Genomic DNA, 21,342 nt, shown 5'->3' on the forward strand with positions numbered 1-21,342 from the left:
AAACTGGGGTCATAAATTAAAAATCCCTTCCTTTATATTTACCTCAAATGTCGATGGTCATTTTAACCGAGCCGGCTGGAGTGAACAGGTATTGGAGTGCCATGGCTCCTTGATGCGTTTGCAATGCTTAGAAGCATGCGGTCAGCCAATTTGGGAACCTATGGACAAGGGCATTCCGTTAGTCAAGGTCTGCCCAGATTCATTGTTATGTACATCCTCTCTCCCCACCTGTCCAAGTTGCGGATCTTTGGCCCGACCCAACATTTTGATGTTTTCTGACTTTTACTGGGATTCCTCTATCAATCTAAAGCAGGAGAGAACCCTAAATAGTTGGTTTGATATTAACGCTTCTAAAAATCTTTTAATTATCGAATTAGGAGCAGGAATAAGCGTACCAACCGTTCGTTTCTTTTGCGAACGATCGATGAAGGAGTACGATTGCAATATGGTGAGGATCAATCCAAGGGATTACCAAGTACCTAAAGGTTCAACCGCTCTGGCATCTGGAGCCCTCGAAGCTTTAGAACTATTAGATTTAATGTTGTGGAAGTAGGGCGGTAAATTAACCGTTCTAACTTCTTACCAAAAGAAGTAATCCAACAAGCGTTGCTTACTCCACGGTAACCGATTTGGCTAAATTACGGGGTTTATCCACATCCAAACCCCGCAATTGAGCAAAATGGTAAGCAAAAAGCTGAAGAGGTAAATTAGCTAAAATCGGTCGAACCACCTCGTGAGCAACAGGGAGTCGAAAAATATCATCAGCGGTTCCTTCTGGAATTTCAATATCTTCAGGCACAAATGCAATCACTGGTCCTTTGCGTGCTTTAACTTCCTGCATGTTGGCAATAGTTTTGGCCGACAGCTTGGTACCTTCGACTAAAAATATACAAGGACATTCAGGATTAATCAGAGCGATTGGCCCATGTTTGAGTTCTGCCGCAGGATACCCCTCGGCATGGGCATAGGAAATTTCTTTTAATTTTAGTGCACCTTCAAGGGCAACGGGATAAAGACTTTGTCGCCCAAGAAAAAGCAAATGTTCCGACTTAGCATATTTTACAGCAAGCTTGCGGATTTGTTCGCCTTTCTGGAGAATTCCCGCAACCAAGTCGGGCATATCTTTAAGAGCTTCTACCAAGTTTGCACCATCAGTTGGAGATAAGTCTCTCATTCTCCCAAGAGCCAACCCCAACATGGCACACAAGCAAACCTGAGATGAAAAAGCTTTGGTGGAAGCGACGCCGATCTCAGGCCCGACTCGTTGGTAAACTCCTCCATCTGTCTCACGGGCAAGAGAAGAACCGACTACATTGGTAATACCAAGAGTAAGTAACCCCTTGGTTTTGGCTTCTCGCACTGCTTCTAGGGTATCCAAGGTTTCACCGGATTGGCTAACCGCAATAACTAAGGAGCGTCCCGACTTTGGAGAATTTCTGTAACGAAATTCGGAAGCATGCTCTACTTCTACTGGTACCCGGGCTAATTTCTCGATCAAATATTCTGCTACCATACAGGCGTGCCTGGCGGTACCACAGGCAACGAAAACAATTCGGTCCACATTTCTAAGCTCATCCTCGTGGCCCTCCAAACCACCTAATTTTGCTGTGGTTCCATCGTCCCCAAACCGACCGCGCAAAGTATTACGAAGAGCAGTAGGTTGCTCGAAGATTTCTTTCTCCATGTAAGACCCAAAGTCACCAAGTTCAACTTCCTCAAGGGTCTGATCTAATGGCTGAGCAATGGCCTCGGCATCGTGCCCTTCCTGATTAGTAATGCGAAATTCACCACCCTTCAAGATGGCCAGTTCACCATCCTTCAAATAAACCGCTTCTTTCGCTCGACCAACAAACGCGGAAGCATCGCTCGCAATAAAGTTGGCATCATCCCCGATCCCGACCACAAGGGGTGACCCTCGACGGGCCCCCACCATCATATCCGGATAATCGAGGCACATAACTGCTATGCCGTAAGCTCCTCGAGATTTACCTAGTGCGGTACTGATCGCATCAATGAATCGATCCTTTCCTTCGGGCAATTCTGCGTAATGATAAGCAATTAAATTGCACAGTACTTCAGAGTCGGTCTCAGATTCAAACTTAATGCCCTTTTGGATCAAGAACTTTTTTAGAGTAGAAAAATTTTCAATCACCCCATTGTGTACGAGGGCAAACTTCTTATCATGGCTCAGATGAGGGTGAGTATTGGAAACAGTAACAGGTCCATGAGTAGCCCAACGTGTATGAGCAATTCCGAGGGAGGATTTACTACACCCTGAAATCAATGACTTTGCCAAGTTCTCAACCCTGCCGGTTTCCCGAGATAGGGAAAATGTTTTTCCGTCATGGAAGGCAACACCTGCGGAATCATACCCCCGGTATTCTAATCGGCGCAAACCATCAATTAACGAATCTTGAGCTATTCCTTTTCCTAAGTAACCAATTATTCCGCACATAGGTAAACCTTATAGTTCCTCATTTATATTTGTTCAAGGAGTTGTTTCTTTTATAACACATAAAATTTTAAACTGATTTTGAAAAGATTCGCCAATTTAATTTGAATTACCGAAAGTGTTACGCATGGGAATTAGATTACCAATTTGGACCATCGTTTTTCTGGCATTTCATTTTTCTACCAAAGCGGAAACTAATGGGAAGAAACCCAATATTCTAATTTGTATATCTGAAGACCACGCTGTACGGTTTTTGGCTAATTCAGAAGATTTGAGGACATTAATTAATCCCACTCCTCATTTAAGCAAAATATCCCAAGTCGGTGAATTTCATCCGCTTGCTTACTGCACCAATGCTGGTCCGAACTATACTGCCTTTTCCCTGCTTACTGGAAAATCAAAGAGTGCGAAAATGGAAGGTTTTGACTCCAGTCAATTCCTCAGCCAACACTTTAAAACGATAGGATATGAAACAGTTTTCTTTGGTTCTTGGACTTGGGACAAGGACCCTAATTATGCAGGTTTTGACCTTTGGAAGATTTTGGATGACCCGGAAATTTTTGTTAATCCGCGCATCAAAGATTCTAAAAACCAGTATGTAACCGAGGGTCATACAACTGATGTGATTACAGATTTAGCCATTCAATGGTTAAATAAGCGTACTGAAACAAAACCTTTTTTTGCTCTAGTTTCCTTTCAATCAACAAAAAGACCATGGATTCCTCCCATTAGGACGATCGATAAATACAACGCTGAATGGTTTGATACCCCAGAAACCTTTTTTTCAAACCTCGAAAACAGGGCACCGGCAAATAAATACCAAAATATGAACATAGGTTCAGACCTAGACCCTGTACTAGATTTATTCTTACCTAATTACGCTGATCTAAATTCTTCTGACAGTACAACCTCTATATGGGCTAAAAACTGGAAATCTATGAACGATGAACAGAAGTCCGCATGGGGACTTTCGTGGAAACCTCAAAACGAAGCATTTTCTCGTGAATCACCGCAAGGCGAATCGGTTTCAATTTGGATGTTTCAAAGGTTTATTAAAAATTACCTCCGATGCTTATATGCCATGGATGAAAATATCGGGCGACTTGTTGACTCGATGGATTCTAATGTCGAGGAGGGGTATAATTTCATTTACACCTCTGAAAGAGGAAGATTTACCGGTGAATTCGGATGGTTTGGCAGCGAATGGATGTATGAACCAAGTGCTCGTGTTCCCTTGGTATTTGCAGGTTTCGAGGGATTGCATACTCCGGTTTTTAAAACTGAAGAGATTTTCCGGGACTTTGACTTATATTCTCTCATAAAAAATCTTGGTAAATCTATAACCAACGAACCTAGCCAAATTATTCCTCAGTCTAACTCAAATCTGATTAGAAATAATCAACTGTATTTTTCCCACCTTACCCATCCAGGAGAATACGGCGTTTCCCCCCACCATGGATTGAGAAAAGGGAAATATAAGATTGTACATTACTATCCATTCGACGAATGGGAGTTTTTCGATTTAGAAAATGACCCTAAAGAATTGCAAAATCTTTATAACAAAGAGACTCACTCCACCCTTGTCACCGAATACAAAGAATATCTGAAACGTGCTGGCGAATTCAGAAAAAATAAGCGAGAAAATCAACTTTTTTCTGAAAATTGGAAAAGAAAGCAAAGAAGCCCGAAAAATAAGAAACGCTGACACCCTATTTCTGTTATCCCATAAGTTGCCAAAAATTAGTAAAAGAATTCTTAATTTAGCCTTATTTTATAAAATTCTTTTGATTTATGATAATTATTACCCTAATTTAGTGAAAGGTTTGCATAAATCGAGGGGCATCGTTTGGGAGGACGATGCCTTTCTTTTGGTCTTTTATCATTATACATTATGAAAATTATCTCTTACCTTATTATCTGCTTAATTCCTCTTACTATCTATGGGGAAAACAGAAAAGAAAACCGGCCTAACATTTTGTTCGTTTTCTCCGATGATCATGCACCCCATGCAATTGGTTCTTACAATGGATGGTTAAAGGAAATAAACCCAACGCCCGCAATCGATAAACTAGCAGAGTCAGGTATGATTTTCGTAAACAGTTTTTGCACAAATTCAATTTGTGGTCCAAGTCGAGCCGTCATCCAGACTGGAAAGCATAGCCATAAAAATGGCTTCATGAACAACGGCAATGCATTTGATTGGAATCAACAAACCTTTCCTAAACTTTTACAAAAGGCTGGCTACCAGACTGCAATCTATGGAAAAAGTCACCTTAAGGGAAAACCTTTAGGCTATGATGACTGGGCGGTTCTACCAGGACAGGGGTTGTATTATAATCCAGACCTTATTTTTCCTGATAAAAAAAGACGTATCGAAGGCCACTGCACCGATGTGGTAACAAATTTAGCAGTGGAGTGGCTCAATCAAAAAAGGACCGAAGAAAAGCCTTTTTTACTAATGGTTCAACACAAAGCACCCCATCGGAGTTGGATGCCAGCCCTGAGGCATTTGCCCCTTTATGACGACATTGAAATTCCTGAACCACCTACCCTCTTCGATAAATGGACAGATAATGCTCCTGGAGCAAGACAACAAGAACTGGAAATCGACCGACATATGGATTTAAATTACGACTTGTTCGTAGATTTGACCCCAGGATTTCATCAAGAACGTTCTCAGAAAGCTCAGGACCGCTCGGCATGGCGTAACATGAAAAGAATGACACCTAATCAAATTAATACTTGGAGGTCTCATTATAAACCAAAAGATGCAGCTTTTAAGAAAGGCAAACTTTCAGGTAAAGATCTTGTCCGTTGGAAGTTTCAAAGATACGCAAAGAACTATTTAAGGTGCGTTAAGGGTGTCGACGAGAGCTTACACACACTCCAAGAAGAGCTTAGAAAGCTTGGACTCGATAAAAACACCATTGTTATCTACTCCTCTGACCAAGGTTTCTACATTGGAGATCATGGATGGTACGATAAACGCTGGATGTATGAGGAATCGCTCAAAATGCCACTTATCGTGAAATGGCCAGGCACCATCAAAGCGGGTAGTAAACAGGAAGAAATGGTACAAAATCTCGACTATGCTCAGACTTTTCTCGATCTTGCCGGAGCACCTCAACCCAAAGACATGCAGGGGCGATCGATCGTGCCTTTGCTTAAAGGGGAAAAATTGGACAATTGGAGAAAAGAAATCTACTACCACTATTACGAGTATCCCAGTGTTCACATGGTCCCCCGTCACTACGGCATTAGGACAAATAGATACAAATTAATGCATTTCTATGAATTCGGAGATGAATGGGAAATGTACGACCTCAAGAAAGATCCTGACGAAGTAACGAATCTTTATGGGAAGGAAGAATTTTTAGAACTTCAAAAATCCCTAAAAAAGAGATTAAAAAATCTCCAAAAATTTTATGATGATCAAAGCGATACATCTGTAAGACCTGAATATATCGAAAAATACAGGAAGAAATCGTAAATTATCTTACCCTAGTTGTTTGCAAACGATATTTTTACAAAATGGTCTGGATGCATCCAATCCTTTAGAGACCATTTCTTTGAAATCACACGGTAACAATTAGGCTTGGCAGTGAGCTTCGGTTCGAAATCTGTGTAATATGCAGTTTCCAAAGTTCCTTTTTTATCTAAACAAACCGTTGAAGGATACCCCACATCTGTTGCCTTGTCCCCAAATTGATGAATAGTACAAGGTGGCAACCATGTCTTTCCAAAATCAAGGCTAACACGCACAGCCAGTCCCATCAATCCGCGGTTGCGTAAGCCATAAGTCATGAGCAAGCAATTTGTACCCACTCGAATAAGATCAGCAGGATGCTGCATTGGCAATGAAACCGCTCCCTTTTCTATAGATCTCTTTTCAGCAAGAGAAAACTCACAGACTTTTAGATGATGATCTACATGCGTGCGAACTGCAGCGAGTAAGTTGCCATTTGGAAGAGAACAAAGGGCGACTTCATTCGAATCGTTTCTCCCGAGTTTGTAGAATCGTTTCCAAGTTAAACCATCATCATCGGAAAAGCACACCCAGGATTCTGATGGTTCTCCCCTACCCTGACTTCGATAGCAAGAATAGGCTAAAGTTGTTTTGCCGATACGAATAATTCGACCGTAAGGAATGCAACTTTTTAGTTTTTGAGGAATGGTCGGATGTTTCTCTTCATCCCAGGTAAGGCCACCATCCATTGATCGAGAAAGCCAATGACCTGCAAAGCCAACGAACTTTTCGTCTTTTAAAATAAAACCGCTACTAAAACAAAGGAGGTCTCCATTGTGTGCCTGACCAACCGACAAATGCATACGATTTCCATTTGGTGGTCTCTTGGATACAATGGAAATTCTTTTCCATTTTGTTTCATTAGGCTTTCTTTTAGAACAAACTAAATCACCTTGCATTAAGCCATGGCTTGGGGCGTTGAAATATACACAAAATAAATCACCGTTATCCAATTTCGTAAGGTTAGGCCAACCGCAAGCATGGGTTGCAACTACGGATAACCCAAAACAAGTCATAGTAAAAAACTACTCCGGGTTTCGACTTTGTAAAAGATTACAAAATTCAATGAATCCGATGGCTTGTTGCTGCAAACGATTGGCCGACTCCTCATCGGTTACTCCCTTTTCAGGATCAATACAATTATGACAAAATGGCAGAAAAACTCTTTTAGGAAAATTATAAGCATTTCGATAACCAAATACTTGCATCAAATGCTCCACCGGGCGTAAGGCTCCAAATTGTCCAGAAGCAAGTCCGAGGTAGCAGACCGGTCGATTTTCAAAGCTTTCAGGAAAAGGTAAAAGATCAATAAAAAGTTTCAGAGCTCCTGTCATACTACCGTTATATTCCGGTGTGACCACAACCAGTCCTTTGGCGTTTAATACTCTATCAGTAAAAGTTCTCACCTTCTCAGGCTTTTCCTTGTAAGCATCAGGGGAAAAAGTTTCCAAGGGCAGATCTGTTAAATCCATCACTTGGCTTGACTCTGACAAATCGGAATAAAAATTGTGTAACCAATTAGCAACCACTGCGGATGAGCTATTACGACGGTTAGTACCAACAATGATTTCAATCATCTGATGCTCTAGCTTCCTTGAATAAATTGGTAAAGTGAATCGTAATTTCTAGCTACCTCAATATCAGGATACTCAACCGTTAAAGAAGTTGGTGGTTTAAAGAAAGAACAACGATCTGCTGACAGCAACATTCCGAGATCGTTATAACTGTCCCCAGATGCAATCACTTCAAAATTTAACTTTTGTAAATATTGTACGGTTTTTCTTTTATGATCGGCTAAGCGCAACTTAACTTCTTCAATACGACCAGACTCACTGACTTGCAATTCATGACAAAAAAGAGTCGGATTCCCGAGTTTATTAATTAAAGGAAGAGCAAATTCTCGAAAAGTATCAGAAAGAATGATCAATTCATGAGAAGCTCTTAGCTTTGCTAAAAATTCAACCGCTCCAGGCAGGGGCTCTAAAGTCTCGATTACTTCTTGGATTTGAGGAAGTGTAAACCCGTTTTTATCGAGTATACCCAACCTGTAATCCATTAACTTTTTATAATCAGGCTCATCTCGAGTTGTCCGCTTGAGTTCTTGAACTTGAGTTTTTTCAGCAAAAGCAATCCAAATTTCAGGGATTAGAACTCCCTCAAGATCCAAACAAACTACTTGCATATAAAATGGGGAATTATGGAAGCGAAGTTTCGCCCATTAAATAACGGTCACATTCACGAGCTGCTGCTCTGCCTTCATTAATGGCCCAAACCACCAAAGATTGACCGCGCCTCATATCTCCAGCCGCAAATATGCCTTCAATATTAGTGGAAAACCTTCCATACTCTGCCTGTACATTTGACCTAGAATCTCGTGCTAAGCCCAATTCTTCTGCAATGGTATCTTCTGGTCCAAGAAAACCCATTGCTAAAAAAGCAGCTTGGGCAGGTATTTCTCGCTCACTTCCCTGAACTTCGACTGGAGAATATCTACCGTCCTCCATCTTCCATTCGATGTCGCAAATTGTCACACCTTTAAGATTGCCTTGATCATCTCCAATAAACTTTTTGGTCATGGTCAAATAATTGCGCGGATCTTTTCCAAAAACTTCTTTGGCCTCTTCCTGTCCATAGTCCATCTTGTAAACTTTGGGCCACTCGGGCCATGGATTGTCATCTGCCCTTTCTTCAGGTGGACGGGGCATGATTTCCAACTGCGTAATGCTCTTGCAGCCATGACGAACGGAAGTTCCCACACAATCAGTGCCGGTATCGCCCCCTCCAATCACTACAACATCTTTGCTGTTGGCTGCAGTTTCAAAAGCTGTAACATCCTTAAGCTCAAGCAATCCCTGAGTGTTAATTGTCAAGAATTCCATTGCATAATGAACACCCTTGAGCTCTCTTCCCTCAATCGGTAAGTCTCTTGGCTTAGTCGCTCCACAGCATAAAACGACCGAATCAAAATCTTCCAAGAGGGACTTAGCAGGCAAATCTTTGCCGACCTCAGTGGAAACAACAAACTTAATACCTTCAGCAGCCATCAAGTCGACTCTTCTTTGAACAATTTCCTTTTCCAACTTCATGTTGGGAATTCCATAAAGTAATAAGCCACCAATCCGGTCCGCCCGTTCGTAAACGGTAACTAAATGGCCGGCTTTATTTAATTGATCAGCCGCTGCCATTCCAGCAGGCCCAGAACCTACAACAGCTATTTTTTTGCCAGATCTTTGGGTAGGTGGCTGAGGAGTTACCCACCCTTCTGAAAATCCTTTGTCAATGATTGAACATTCTATACTCTTGATGGTGACGGGCGGTTCAATAACTCCAAGCACACAAGAGCCTTCACAAGGAGCGGGACAAACGCGTCCAGTAAATTCAGGAAAGTTATTAGTCTTATGTAAACGATCCAAAGCATCACGCCATTTTCCTTTGTAGACCAAGTCATTCCATTCGGGAATCAAGTTATTGATCGGGCAACCACTAGCCATATTAGCTAAAGTCATTCCAGTATGACAATAGGGTGTACCACAATCCATGCACCTAGAGCCTTGTTGGCGTACTTTGTCTTCGTCGAAAGGTTCATGTATTTCTTTCCAGTCCTTGATTCTTTCCAAAGGAGAGCGATCAGGTATGGATTGCCTTTCGTGTTCTAAAAATCCGGTTGGTTTTCCCATAATTTGAGAGGAATAAAAGTTAAAATTAGTGACCTGCAGCCACATTTTCTTCAAATGCGGCTTGGATTGCATCATCCCCTTCAAGTCCTCGTTCTTCTGCTTTTTTGAGAGCAAATAGAACGCGCTCATAGTCTTCGGGCATGATCTTTACAAATTTTTCTGCAGCTGACGACCAGTCATTCAGGAGATCAATTCCTCGAGGAGAATCAGTATATTCAACATGACGAGAGATTAAACTTTTAATCAAATCTATCTCTTGGTCATCACACTCGACTAATGGGTAAGTCTTTACCATCTCTGTGTTTAACTTTGTTGAAACGAAATCACCCTCCTCGTCATAGATGTAAGCGACTCCTCCAGACATACCAGCTCCGAAGTTTCTACCTGTTTTCCCAAGGCACAATACCAATCCACCAGTCATGTATTCGCAACCATGATCTCCTAACCCTTCAACAACGGCATGAATTCCAGAATTTCTAACGCAAAATCTTTCCCCTACTACTCCGGACACAAAAGCCTGACCGGCGGTAGCTCCATAAAAGCATACATTTCCTGCAATGATGTTCTCATGGGCAACAAAAGGAGAATCCTCAGGAGGCCGAACAATAATCTTTCCACCTGATAAACCCTTACCCAAATAGTCATTGGTGTCGCCAGTTACCGTGAAAGTCATTCCTTTGGGGCAAAAGGCTCCTAAGCTTTGTCCCGCAGATCCGGATAGGTTTACCTTAACGGTATCTTCAGGAAGTCCGTTGGGCCCGTGCTTTCTCGAAATTTCAGCACCAGTAATGGTACCTACAACACGATCAGTATTAATCACAGGAAGATCAATATTCACCGCTTGACCGTTTTCAATTGCAGGCATTGCACGTTTAAGAATTTCACGATTATCTAACGAACGATCAAGCAAATGATCTTGCTTCATTTGGCAATAAGTTCCCACTTCTGGTCCAACATCAGGGCGGTGTAAAATTCCGGAATAATCAAGGCCTTTGGCTTTCCAATGATTAATTGCTTTTCTTAATTCGAGCATGTCCACCCGACCAACCATTTCGTTTATTGTACGAAAGCCTAGTTTGGCCATGGTTTCCCGAATTTCTTCAGCAACAAAATTCATGAAATTGACAACGGCATCTGCTCCACCGGCAAACTTTTCACGCAACCTTGGATCTTGAGTGGCTATACCCACAGGACAGGTGTTCTTGTGGCATACACGCATCATCAAACATCCAAGAGTAATGAGTGGTGCAGTGGCGAAACCAAATTCTTCGGCTCCCAATAGGCAGGCAATAACCACATCTCTACCCGTTTTGAGTTGACCATCAGTCTCCAAAACAACTCGACTGCGCAAATCATTTAGCAACAAAGTTTGATTGGTTTCCGCCAATCCTAATTCCCATGGAGCACCTGCATGCTGGATGGATGACCGGGGGGATGCACCCGTTCCACCGTCATATCCCGAGACAAGGATGACATCTGCCTTTGCTTTGGCTACTCCCGCAGCAACTGTGCCCACACCCACTTCCGAAACTAATTTTACATTGATACGAGCATGATGATTGGAATTTTTCAGATCGTGAATCAGTTCAGCCAGATCTTCGATTGAATAGATATCATGATGTGGAGGTGGAGAAATCAATCCTACGCCAGGGGTAGTTCCCCTTGTTTTGGCAATAGGTGGGAGGACCTTGTGACCGGGCAATTCGCCACCTTCTCCAGGCTTGGCTCCCTGTACAATTTTAATTTGTATTTCATCCGAATTCACCAAGTAAAAACTAGTTACTCCAAAACGGCCGCTCGCAACCTGTTTGATTGCGGACCGCCGGGAATCACCATTTGCATCAGGCGTAAAGCGCTCAAGATCTTCCCCGCCCTCTCCAGTATTGGATTTACCACCTAGTCGATTCATCGCGATAGCTAAACTTTCGTGAGCTTCCTTTGAAATCGACCCGTATGACATTGCTCCGGTTTTAAATCGCTTAACGATATCTGATGCAGACTCAACTTGGTCTAATGGAATTTCTTTTGCAGAATCGAAATTAAAATCCATCAATCCGCGTAATGTGAACAGATCTCTTGATTGATCATTCACCGCATCTGAATATTCCCGAAAAACAGAAAAATTTCCAAGTTTGGTAGCTTTTTGTAATTTATGGATGGTAGTGGGATTAAAAAGATGCTTTTCACCATTTGCTCGCCACTGGTAAACACCGCCAGGATCTAAATCTGAAGCTCTGCCGTCTGGTCGCTCGGAAAAACCAGTACGATGACGAGTGAGTGTTTCTTCCGAAAGAGCGCTCAACCCAATACCTGAAACACGGGAGGATGTTTTGGTGAAATATTGGTCGATGACCTCCTGGTTCAAGCCAATCGCTTCAAATATTTGTGCCCCCCGATAAGAGGCAATTGTGGAGATCCCCATCTTGGACATGGTCTTGATGACTCCGTTTAAGTTTGCCTTAAGAAATTTTTGGCACGCAGAATCAGGGTCAGCCTGCAAATCTCCAGTATGTATGAGATGGCGAACGGTTTCCAAGGCAAGGTAAGGATTGATCAAATCAGCTCCATACCCAAGCAATAAAGCGAAATGCTGGACTTCCCGGGGCTCTCCCGACTCGACAATAATCGATACTTTCGTGCGTGTGCCTTTTCGAATCAAATGGTGGTGTAACCCAGAAGACGCAAGCAAACAAGGTATAGCTGCTTGCCCGGAATTAATTCCTCGATCTGAAATGATTAACAGATTAACTCCGTTTTCAATCGCTTGGTCAGCTTGAAGGAAAAGATCCCCCAAGGAAGCCTCCAATGCCTTGGCACAAGGCTTTTCTTTTCTATCAGCATTAAACAAAGCTGATAAGGTCACCGATTTAAACGGGGCGGGCAATTCTCCTTGCAGTTGACGAATAACTTTGTCGTCCACTAATGGACTTTCAAATTTGATCATTCGTGCACTGTCGGGACCTGGCTTGGTAAGGTTTCCTTCCGAGCCAAGAAAAGTAACCGATGCAGTCACAATTTCCTCACGAATAGGATCAATGGGCGGATTGGTTACTTGGGCAAAAAGTTGTTTGAAATAATTATAAACAAGTTGTGGCTTTTCTGACAAAACTGCCAAGGGGGAATCATTACCCATCGAGCCTAATGGTTGTTTGCCTACTTCTGCACTTGGACCGATTAAAAACCGCAAATCTTCAAAAGTATAACCAAATGCTTTTTGCCTAGTGAGCAAGGTACTAAATACATCCTCTGAATCGTTGGATACTGAAGGAAGATCCGCTTGATTAATTAAAGAACTCTTCAGCCAAGCACCATAGGGTGCTTCCGAAGATATGCTCTTTTTAAGTTCATCATCCTCGATTATTCGGCCTTCATCCATATCAACCAAAAACATTCTACCAGGTTCCAGACGCCCTTTTTTAACAATTTTGTCTGAAGGGATGGATGATAAAACTCCAACTTCTGAAGCCAAAATTACTCGATCGTCAGAAGTTACATAATACCTAGATGGGCGAAGACCATTACGATCCAAAACCGCACCAATTTGTACTCCGTCGGAAAAGGCAATGGATGCAGGTCCGTCCCAAGGTTCCATCAAACAGGCATGAAATTCATAAAATTCACGCTTATGAACATCCATATTCTTATGCTTTTCCCATGGTTCAGGAATCATCATCATCATGGAATGAGCCAGACTACGACCTGAGAGAGTCAAAAATTCCAGGCAATTATCAAATTTTTGAGAGTCCGAACCATCTTCACGAATGATGGGGAAGAGTTTGGAAACATCGTCTCCAAAAACTTCACTCGCTAATTGCATTTGTCGGGCATAAAGCCAATTTTCGTTCCCTCTTACTGTGTTAATCTCACCATTGTGACAAATGTAGCGAAACGGCTGAGCTCTTGGCCAACTAGGGAAAGTATTTGTCGAAAACCTGGAATGCGTTAGTGCAAGTGCTGATTCCATGTCAGGATCACTTAAATCCGGAAAATAGTCCGAAAGTTGTTCCGTGGTAAGCATGCCCTTGTAAACGATGGTACGAGAAGAAAAGCAACATGCGTGAAAATCAACGTCGTCGTAATGATCTAAATAACGCAATCGATGACTTATAATTCGACGGGCAAGATAAAGTTTTCTTTCAAAGGCTAACCCCGACTCAACACATTCGGGGCGCTCAACAAACAATTGCTCCATTAACGGTTCACAAGCGGCGGATGCTTTGCCAAGGATTTCACTCCTCACGGGTACTTTACGCCAACCGATCAGACCGAGATTTTCCTCATTTAAAACTTCTTCGACTATCTTTTTTTCATTAATCCGGTCGGACTCCTTAGAAGACAAAAACAAAAATGCTACTCCGTAATCTCCGGCCGGTGGTAGTTCTTTAGATATTTCCTCCGTAACTACTTTGCGAAAAAACTTATCGGGAGTTTGAATAAATATGCCTGCGCCGTCGCCGGTAATAGGATCACACCCACAACCCCCACGATGGTCAAGGTTTACGCAAATCTCTAAAGCTCCACGGACAATATCGTGGGACTTTCTGCCTTTCATATCCACGATCAATCCAATCCCGCAATTCTCGTGCTCGAATTGAGGGTCGTACAAACCTTGTTTCTTGGGAGTAGTCATGTTCAGTATGTTATATCAAAGCCAAAGTATTTCAAAAAGGAATGAGTATTCTGCGCCATGCAGTTTAGCGGTCAAGGCAGAAGGGTTAGCCATTTACTTGGAAACAAAAAACTCTGAGGAAATAGGTAAAGTAGGATGCCATCTACGAGATTGTAAGCGAAAGCCTGAATCCTCCACTAGCAATAGAATATCTTGAAGTTTATTGGCCTCAATTTCGCAATTTACTTTGAAAAAATGGTATAAGAATCGAATCATGACTTTGTGAAGATATGTATAAAACACACTCGTTTGGGGGTTTATTGCAAAGTCAGAGTTTAACCAAACCGCATCTGACTCCATCATTTTATGCATCTTCCTAAGGCCACTTTTTATTTTTTTTATTTCAAAACAATCCCAAAAAAAACACGTGCAAACGGCGTCATATTTATGAAAAGATTTAAAATCTTCAAAGGAGAGGTTTATGAAGTTGTGATTAGAAAGATTATATGAAGGTATTGAATTTTTTATTTCAGATAGCATCGCTTCAGATGATTCGACTAGGGTAATGATTGCTCCCGTATTGGTCTTGATCAATTCAGTAAATAAACGACCCCGTCCTTCTCCAATTAACAAAATTCTTTGACGTCCTCTAATTTTGTCTAATTGACAAGTTCTTGCCCATTGAAGCTGATTTCCGAAAACCACTTTTTCTAAAATCGTATAAATTTTAGCTACTCGATCAAAATTCATAGGATATACAATAAAATAGCCACAAGTGGTAAAACCCAAAAAGTAGTTTCTAAATGAACTCTAAATTTGTCACCCCTGAGTTGCCATTTTCGCAACAACAACAACAAAATTGGTAGCAAGACTGATACGCAGAAAAAAGGAGGATAAATTTCGCCTAAAATCCATCCAACAAATAAATAACAACTCCAAGCTCCATAAAAGAATTTGGAAAGTTGCCTGCGAAGAGTTGCGTGATGTGAAATAAAGGAACATACAGCGCCCTCATCCTCGTTTCTTATCTCAAATTCTTTAAGGGTTAGGCAGTTAAGTGTGAAAGCAAAACATATATAGATCCATCCCATGCAAACAGAGAAAGAATCTGCCCTTCCGAATTCCCAAAAGATACACCCCAATCCAAGTATGAACGAGGTGCGAATTTCCTTTGGAAAATACTCAAGTTTTCTCTTTCCTTCGATCAAACAAATTAAAAAGTTACTTAGAGCTAAAAAAAATAAACAAAAACCAACTGACAAAATAAATATACCCAGAGTACTCATTGAGTAGATAATAATTGCAATTAAAACTAATACCCAACCCACTACAAATCGGATGGGGTGTGCACGACCTATTAGAAACCTAGATGGACTGATTTTGTTATTATCTGTGGGTTCAAAAAAACGATCTGCAGAATAAGCCAACCAAACCGCCGTACCTAATATTAAGGTTTCTTCGAAAAAAAATTTATTATTAAGTCCGACGGAAACAAAAGTTTTCCAAACTATCGCAACAAGTGCAGCATCCAATGAGAGATGATGTATCAATCTTCCTGGTTTCAAAATAATTATTTGCACACAATGCTGAAGGTTAGGTTTGCGAAGATTTCAATAAAGTGATAAAAAGAAACAATGAAAATCAAAGCATATTTAAAGCCTCAGTGCGGTTGGAGCATGGGTGTCAGGGCAATCATGGACAAATATTCCTTGGAATACGAAGATCTCGACATTATCAACAAGCAAAATCTTTTTGCAGAGATGGTAGAGAAAACCGGTCAGACTAACCAACCATGCGTAGAGGTAGATGGTGTTATGCTAACCGATGTAAGTGGTGAGGAAGTCGAAAACTATTTAATATCTAACAAACTTGTTGAATCTAGTGAACAAAAACCTGAAGCTCCAATAGATTCTGCTTGCTCTGACGAGGAGCATCGTCGTATGGCTGAAGAAAACCCTTCTCCTGTTCGATTCTTTTAAACTAATTCTTAGACCATGACCTACGTAGTTACTGAAAAGTGTGTTGACTGTAAATTTACAAGCTGCGTCTCCGTATGCCCGGTGGACGCTTTCCATGAACTTCCTGACCGACTCTACATCAACCCGGAAGCGTGCATTGATTGCAACGCATGCATGGACGAATGTCCCGTTGAGGCGATCTTCCCTGATATGGATGTTCCGGAAGAGCTTCAGGAATGGATTGAGTTAAATGAAAAAGCTGAAGAGTATCCTCAATTAGTTGGACAAATAGATGCCCTCAAAGGACCAAAGTGCTCAGATCCAGATGCGGATCAATAATCACTACGTTAAAACGTAAAGAATATGCTTGTTCTCAAGCAGATTTGTTTTTTCATAACACCATTGCCCTATGAAAAATAAGTTATCCATCATTTCTTCTATAAAAGATGAACATCAACCTTTATCCCTTACTCAAGACGATAAAGCTTTTGTTTTCTTTTTGTTTAAAAACACTGCACTTATAGAAATCAGCGAATCCCTGCACGAGATTACCGCAGGATCCATTTTATTAAGAAGCCCGCACATTCCCCTGGTTGTTAAACCTCAAGGCAACGATGCGTTAGCTTATTCTAAAGTATACTTTAAAGGTAAGGATGCCTCAAAGGTGACAACCTTATCATGCATTGAACCCGACATTGTATTGAAACCATTGCACGTTCATTTCGCTGACAGCATAATTTCTAAAATAGAGGTAGAGATTAAAACCAAAAATTTTAACTGGGAGAGTATCGTGCTATCTCACATTTTAGAATTACTTGCCAAAACTCATCGCCTAACAAATCACAATTTCGTCGAGATTTTACCCGACCATGCTCAAAAACTCCGTGATTTGCGGGCAGAAATTCATGAAAAATTTTCCAAAAACTGGAAAATTGAAGACATGGCTGGTATCATGAAACTTAGTACGAGTCGATTTGCTTCTCTTTACAAGACGACTTTTAAAATCAGCCCCACCGAAGACTTAATTCAAACCCGAATCGATCAAGCGAAAAAAATGCTGTCAGGTTCGAAAGTAAGCGTCAAAAGAGTTTCCGATGCATGCGGATTCGAGAGCGTTCACTACTTTCACAGAGCATTTAAGAAAAGAGTAAACCTTACGCCCAAACATTATCAAAACAGTCAATTCGCCCAAGAGGGTTCTGTTTTCACATCCGAAAGACACTTCTCATTGGACCGCCTAACTCAAAATGCTGAGTACTCGGGAATTATTGAATTAATTGATGGAGAGTTGCGCTTTCATGGAAACACCTCTCATGTCTCAGAACTATTAGGCTATTCGCAACAGCATCTTCATGATAATGCATTCATTAATTTTGTTGCTCCTCAGGATACTTCAATCGCACTTGAAGGTGCAGCTAAGATAATGAAGGGTAAAAATGTAATGGATCTCAACATTAACCTAGTTCACAAATCTGGTACAAATGTTCCTGTTCAATTTTCGGCACTCCTCAAAGGCAAAAATTGGTATTGGTTTATGAAGCATGCTGCATTAACAGTTGCTTAATTCCTTTTTATTTTTTCTCAGCAGACCAGCTAAAGTTTCCCGCACCTTGGCCGTTAACCTGTTTTTCTAGGCCGTCATCTACTGCGAACCTAACATGTTCGAGAGATGAACTGTAGCACCTAAAGCTTTTGCTAAAGGGTATAGATTTCTCCCAGCCCTTACTGAGGTTTTTAAATTCATGGAAAACTTTAGGTGACTTCCCTTCATCGCTAATAATGAGTCTTTCTATAGGTCCAAAAGTCGCCAGTTTAAGCATCAAATCCACAGAAATTTCATCAGTTGTATTGATACTATCAATGGATCGTTGAGGATTGCCCGTCTTGGGCACAGTTTCCCGAACTGAAGATTCAGACGAAATAATTGGTTCTGACGAACCTGAATCCAATTTTTGATCATCCGAGGAAAAGATTATAATTAGAATGATAGCAAAAAGTACAAACCCTCCTGAAATTAAACCAATAAAAATGAATGGATTTTTAGAGGATGAGAGCGAAGTCTTGGCTCTAGTAATTCCCTTGTGATCAACGGAGCTAAAATCTTTTGATGAATCAGCTGATTCAGAACCCCCAATTTTACCAATTGGTTTTTTTACGGAGCGACCTTTATCCCCTCCTATTTCTAAATTTAAATCATCAACTGCGGACTCAGGATCTATACCTAAAAATCGTGCATAAACACGAATAAATCCACGCAAATAAACTTCTGGAAGTTGAAGATCGAATTTACCTGCTTCAAATGAAGTTAAAAAATCACCGCGAATCTTGGTAGATTCTGATGCTTCTCGTATGGATATCCCTTTTCGATTTCTAGCTTCTTCAAGTTTTTGTCCAATGGCCATCGTATATTATGTTTAGTAAGCACATTTTCAGTAAATTCGAAGATGATCAAGTTGAGAATTTCAAATGATTAAAGATCCATTAGAATTTCTCTTCCTTGACCGGGCAAGTCGGGACCTACAATTCCACGATCTTCCAACTCGTCCATAATTCTTGCTGCCCGATTATATCCAATACTTAATTTGCGCTGAAGGTTTGAAGTCGATGCTCGCTTGGTTGTGCGAATAATTTCCACAGCTTTTTTTAACATTGGGTCATCGTCAGATTCCCCATCTCCAGCACCTAAGACATCGTCTTCTCCAGCAGAATCAATCTGCTCCCTAACTTCTTCAATGATTTGCGGAGGGCCATTGACTTTTAAGTAGTCTACAATCCCGTTTATTTCTTCATCGCTAACAAAAGCTCCCTGTGCCCTCATAAAACTCGCACTACCCGGGGGTATAAAAAGCATATCTCCTTTACCGATCAAAGACTCAGCACCCTTTCCATCCAAAATTGTCTGGCTATCACGGTAGGATGCAACTCGAAATGATATTCTACTAGGCAAGTTCGCCTTAATCACCCCAGTGATAACATTTACTGACGGCCTTTGTGTAGCAATGATAAGGTGTATACCTGCTGCTCGAGCCAATTGGGCAAGACGAGCGATTCCTGTTTCAACATCTGCTTGTGCCACCATCATTAAATCAGCCAATTCATCAATAATACAGACAATGTAAGGCAATTTATTTTCAGGGATTTCTAAGACATCATCGTCCCGGGGAACTTGAATTGATGAAAGAGCAGCTCGTTCTTCTGCCGTCATCTCCGCGTCCAACAACTGGGCCTTTTCCTTTTCTTCTTTGTCTTTTAGGATTTTAGCGTTGAAACCTGCAATATTACGAACTCCTACTTTTGAGAAGATTTGATAACGGCGCTCCATTTCAGCCAATAACCATTTTAAAGCACCAGGAACCTTCTTAGGTTCTGTGACCACCGGAATAAGCATGTGAGGTAAATCATTGTAGACTTTCATTTCCACAATTTTTGGATCCACCATAATGAATCTTACATCTTCTGGACTTGAATGATAACATAAAGAAGCGATGATCGCGTTTATACAGACCGTTTTCCCAGATCCCGTAGACCCTGCAACCAACAAATGAGGCATCTTGGTTAGATCCGCAACCAGAGGCCTCCCACTAGCTTCTTTACCCAAAACAATAGGGATTTCAGCATTTGCATCAGCCCAAGCTTTTGATTGCAAGATTTCTTTGAGGCAAACAGGTGCCGATATATCATTAGGTACTTCCACGCCGACACATCCTTTGCCAGGAACGGGAGCAAGTATGCGCACTCCGTCCGCCATTAGAGCCATTGCCAAATTTTTGTCTAAATTGGCAATTTTTTCCACCCTGACACCGGCCGCTGGATGAATATCATAACGGGTAATAACGGGCCCTGTATGAACTTCTCCAATTTCAACATCGATCTTAAACTCATGCAAAGTCTCCTTTAATCTCTTCGCTTTGATCATATGATCTTCATCTCCACCAGAAGAAATTTCAGGAGGTTCCATTAACAATTCAAGCGTAGGGAATTTATAATCTCCCCTCCGCTCAGGAAATAAGTCTGTAGATTTTTCTGTTTTTTCCGCTCTTACCACTTTGAAGCCGTCGTCCAAAAGAACTGATTCCTTAGCTTTACCCACATCCAATTCTTTTTTCTTTGAAGGGGAAGCAGGTGGCTCTTCTAAATTTGTTAGGGGTTCTGCATTTTCTTCTTTAAGTTCTACTTTATCAATTTTGGGAGATTTAAGTTTTTTAAGATGCGAAGAACCTGTGGATGACTGAAGGGGCTCTTTAAATTCAGTACTCTGACGAGAGATATCACCAAACAAGGCATCTTCGCCTCTGTCTTTTTTATAAGAAAATATTTTTTTCCAAATGGATGTGGATTCTTCAGTATTTTTATCTTTTTCAGGAACTGTCGAGTTAACTTTATCTTCGATTGTTTTTTCTCCGTTTCTTTTCAGGGATGAGAAAAGACCAAACAAGAAGACCACAGAGTTTTGTACTTTTTCCGCACCGATAGAAAAGTGAAAAGCCAATGAGAAAATCATCATAAAAATGGCTAGTAGCCAAGTTCCTACACCACCTATCCAAACCTTTAATAACCCGCCACTTTGTTGCGTAGATTCCTCGAGTAGTGGAATACCAGAATACATCCATGAACCTAGGACACCACCAGCTCCATGCTCCAAAATTGACTGATCGAAAAGCGGTAAACCAGAATCTTCAATTGATGAAAAGTCTCGAAGGTTAGCTATTAGGCAAATTGAAATAATAACAAAAGGAAGAGGGAATAATTTTTGAAATTTTTGTTGCTTCGTACTTGGTTTCAAACAAAGCCAAGAGGAAACTCCTAGTGACCAAGGTAATAACCACGCGGATATCCCAAAAATTGCAAAAACATATCGAGCAATTAACAAACCGGCTTGACCCAAGATGGGAGCGGGACCGTCAGGAGGGAAATTATGATAGTTCAATGGATTATAATCTATAAAAGATATCAAGCTCAATAGAGATAAAATGGCTAAGAAAACCCCCCAGCCCTTTCTTTGAACCGGTGACAAATCTGACAGACCACTTCCTTTTTTGTTTTTAGCAGATACGTTTGCCACTATTATATTTTGGGCGTATAAATCACCACATCTGAATTTCACCACACATTAAGGTATT

The 21,342-nt window shown here is 41.2% G+C and carries 16 protein-coding genes; 6 read left to right on the forward strand and 10 right to left on the reverse strand.

Annotated elements, in window-relative coordinates; all coding sequences use genetic code 11:
* The coding region (locus ACKPQ4_RS04480) for an SIR2 family NAD-dependent protein deacylase (RefSeq protein ID WP_407680009.1) at positions 1–553 on the forward strand (553 nt) is incomplete at its 5' end.
* A 57-nt stretch (positions 554–610) separates the two neighbouring features.
* On the opposite strand, the gene glmS is transcribed toward ACKPQ4_RS04480, so the two are convergent.
* Positions 611–2,455: a glutamine--fructose-6-phosphate transaminase (isomerizing) gene (gene glmS, locus ACKPQ4_RS04485; protein ID WP_407680010.1), complete on the reverse strand. Its 1,845-nt coding sequence runs from the start codon at positions 2,453–2,455 to the stop codon at positions 611–613.
* Between the two features lie 124 nt (positions 2,456–2,579).
* Here glmS and ACKPQ4_RS04490 point away from each other — a divergent pair, with 124 nt between their 5' ends.
* Both ACKPQ4_RS04490 and ACKPQ4_RS04495 read left to right on the forward strand, forming a co-directional pair.
* The gene (locus ACKPQ4_RS04490; RefSeq protein ID WP_407680011.1) at positions 2,580–4,157 is read left to right on the forward strand and encodes a sulfatase/phosphatase domain-containing protein; all 1,578 of its coding nucleotides are present in this window, start codon (positions 2,580–2,582) and stop codon (positions 4,155–4,157) included.
* Positions 4,158–4,343: 186 nt separating this feature from the next.
* A complete protein-coding gene (locus ACKPQ4_RS04495) occupies positions 4,344–5,942 on the forward strand; it encodes a sulfatase family protein (RefSeq protein ID WP_407680012.1) in 1,599 nt (532 codons plus the stop codon).
* Positions 5,943–5,953: 11 nt separating this feature from the next.
* Here the strand turns inward: ACKPQ4_RS04495 and ACKPQ4_RS04500 are convergent, their stop codons facing one another.
* The 7 genes from ACKPQ4_RS04500 to ACKPQ4_RS04530 all read right to left on the reverse strand — a co-directional run bounded on the left by ACKPQ4_RS04500 (position 5,954) and on the right by ACKPQ4_RS04530 (position 15,844).
* Positions 5,954–6,994, reverse strand: coding sequence for a sialidase family protein (locus ACKPQ4_RS04500; protein WP_407680013.1), 1,041 nt, complete (start codon positions 6,992–6,994; stop codon positions 5,954–5,956).
* A gap of 9 nt (positions 6,995–7,003) precedes the next feature.
* Complete coding sequence (locus ACKPQ4_RS04505; protein ID WP_407680014.1) at positions 7,004–7,555, reverse strand: NADPH-dependent FMN reductase; 552 nt, start codon at positions 7,553–7,555, stop codon at positions 7,004–7,006.
* 8 nt (positions 7,556–7,563) lie between these two features.
* Positions 7,564–8,160 (reverse strand): bifunctional phosphoserine phosphatase/homoserine phosphotransferase ThrH, encoded by a 597-nt coding sequence (thrH, locus tag ACKPQ4_RS04510; protein WP_407680015.1) that lies wholly within the window; start codon positions 8,158–8,160, stop codon positions 7,564–7,566.
* A 13-nt stretch (positions 8,161–8,173) separates the two neighbouring features.
* The gene (locus ACKPQ4_RS04515; RefSeq protein ID WP_407680016.1) at positions 8,174–9,655 is read right to left on the reverse strand and encodes a glutamate synthase subunit beta; all 1,482 of its coding nucleotides are present in this window, start codon (positions 9,653–9,655) and stop codon (positions 8,174–8,176) included.
* Positions 9,656–9,680: 25 nt separating this feature from the next.
* Positions 9,681–14,285, reverse strand: a complete 4,605-nt coding sequence (gltB, locus tag ACKPQ4_RS04520; RefSeq protein ID WP_407680017.1) for a glutamate synthase large subunit — start codon at positions 14,283–14,285, stop codon at positions 9,681–9,683.
* 93 nt (positions 14,286–14,378) lie between these two features.
* Entirely contained in the window at positions 14,379–15,014 is a 636-nt protein-coding gene (locus ACKPQ4_RS04525; RefSeq protein WP_407680018.1) for a methyltransferase, read from the reverse strand.
* Positions 15,011–15,844: a hypothetical protein gene (locus ACKPQ4_RS04530; RefSeq protein ID WP_407680019.1), complete on the reverse strand. Its 834-nt coding sequence runs from the start codon at positions 15,842–15,844 to the stop codon at positions 15,011–15,013. The genes ACKPQ4_RS04525 and ACKPQ4_RS04530 overlap by 4 nt, the downstream gene beginning before the upstream one ends.
* Positions 15,845–15,898: 54 nt before the next feature.
* Between ACKPQ4_RS04530 and ACKPQ4_RS04535 the strand changes: the two genes are divergently transcribed.
* The 3 genes from ACKPQ4_RS04535 (at position 15,899) to ACKPQ4_RS04545 (ending at position 17,786) form a co-directional block, all read left to right on the forward strand.
* Positions 15,899–16,243 carry a glutaredoxin family protein gene (locus ACKPQ4_RS04535; protein WP_407680020.1) on the forward strand — a complete coding sequence of 115 codons (345 nt, stop codon included), beginning with the start codon at positions 15,899–15,901 and terminating at the stop codon, positions 16,241–16,243.
* A gap of 15 nt (positions 16,244–16,258) precedes the next feature.
* Positions 16,259–16,561 carry a 4Fe-4S dicluster domain-containing protein gene (locus tag ACKPQ4_RS04540; RefSeq protein ID WP_407680021.1) on the forward strand — a complete coding sequence of 101 codons (303 nt, stop codon included), beginning with the start codon at positions 16,259–16,261 and terminating at the stop codon, positions 16,559–16,561.
* Positions 16,562–16,631: 70 nt separating this feature from the next.
* Positions 16,632–17,786 carry a helix-turn-helix transcriptional regulator gene (locus tag ACKPQ4_RS04545; protein WP_407680022.1) on the forward strand — a complete coding sequence of 385 codons (1,155 nt, stop codon included), beginning with the start codon at positions 16,632–16,634 and terminating at the stop codon, positions 17,784–17,786.
* Between the two features lie 7 nt (positions 17,787–17,793).
* Here the strand turns inward: ACKPQ4_RS04545 and ACKPQ4_RS04550 are convergent, their stop codons facing one another.
* Complete coding sequence (locus ACKPQ4_RS04550; RefSeq protein WP_407680023.1) at positions 17,794–18,624, reverse strand: helix-turn-helix domain-containing protein; 831 nt, start codon at positions 18,622–18,624, stop codon at positions 17,794–17,796.
* A gap of 68 nt (positions 18,625–18,692) precedes the next feature.
* Positions 18,693–21,284, reverse strand: coding sequence for an FtsK/SpoIIIE family DNA translocase (locus tag ACKPQ4_RS04555; RefSeq protein WP_407680024.1), 2,592 nt, complete (start codon positions 21,282–21,284; stop codon positions 18,693–18,695).
* Positions 21,285–21,342 lie beyond the last annotated feature (58 nt).

Source organism: Candidatus Chordibacter forsetii (assembly GCF_964187505.1).
Taxonomy (GTDB): Bacteria; Verrucomicrobiota; Verrucomicrobiia; order Opitutales; family Seribacteraceae; genus Chordibacter; species Chordibacter forsetii.

Excerpts from the sequence above, each read along its gene's own strand:
- ACKPQ4_RS04515 (WP_407680016.1), bottom strand. The coding sequence starts at position 9,655 with ATGGGAAAACCAACCGGATTTTTAGAACACGAAAGGCAATCCATACCT.
- ACKPQ4_RS04545 (WP_407680022.1), top strand. The coding sequence starts at position 16,632 with ATGAAAAATAAGTTATCCATCATTTCTTCTATAAAAGATGAACATCAA.
- thrH (WP_407680015.1), bottom strand. The coding sequence starts at position 8,160 with ATGCAAGTAGTTTGTTTGGATCTTGAGGGAGTTCTAATCCCTGAAATT.
- ACKPQ4_RS04500 (WP_407680013.1), bottom strand. The coding sequence starts at position 6,994 with ATGACTTGTTTTGGGTTATCCGTAGTTGCAACCCATGCTTGCGGTTGG.
- ACKPQ4_RS04495 (WP_407680012.1), top strand. The coding sequence starts at position 4,344 with ATGAAAATTATCTCTTACCTTATTATCTGCTTAATTCCTCTTACTATC.
- ACKPQ4_RS04540 (WP_407680021.1), top strand. The coding sequence starts at position 16,259 with ATGACCTACGTAGTTACTGAAAAGTGTGTTGACTGTAAATTTACAAGC.
- gltB (WP_407680017.1), bottom strand. The coding sequence starts at position 14,285 with ATGACTACTCCCAAGAAACAAGGTTTGTACGACCCTCAATTCGAGCAC.
- ACKPQ4_RS04505 (WP_407680014.1), bottom strand. The coding sequence starts at position 7,555 with ATGATTGAAATCATTGTTGGTACTAACCGTCGTAATAGCTCATCCGCA.
- ACKPQ4_RS04550 (WP_407680023.1), bottom strand. The coding sequence starts at position 18,624 with ATGGCCATTGGACAAAAACTTGAAGAAGCTAGAAATCGAAAAGGGATA.
- ACKPQ4_RS04525 (WP_407680018.1), bottom strand. The coding sequence starts at position 15,014 with ATGAATTTTGATCGAGTAGCTAAAATTTATACGATTTTAGAAAAAGTG.
- ACKPQ4_RS04490 (WP_407680011.1), top strand. The coding sequence starts at position 2,580 with ATGGGAATTAGATTACCAATTTGGACCATCGTTTTTCTGGCATTTCAT.
- ACKPQ4_RS04535 (WP_407680020.1), top strand. The coding sequence starts at position 15,899 with ATGAAAATCAAAGCATATTTAAAGCCTCAGTGCGGTTGGAGCATGGGT.
- glmS (WP_407680010.1), bottom strand. The coding sequence starts at position 2,455 with ATGTGCGGAATAATTGGTTACTTAGGAAAAGGAATAGCTCAAGATTCG.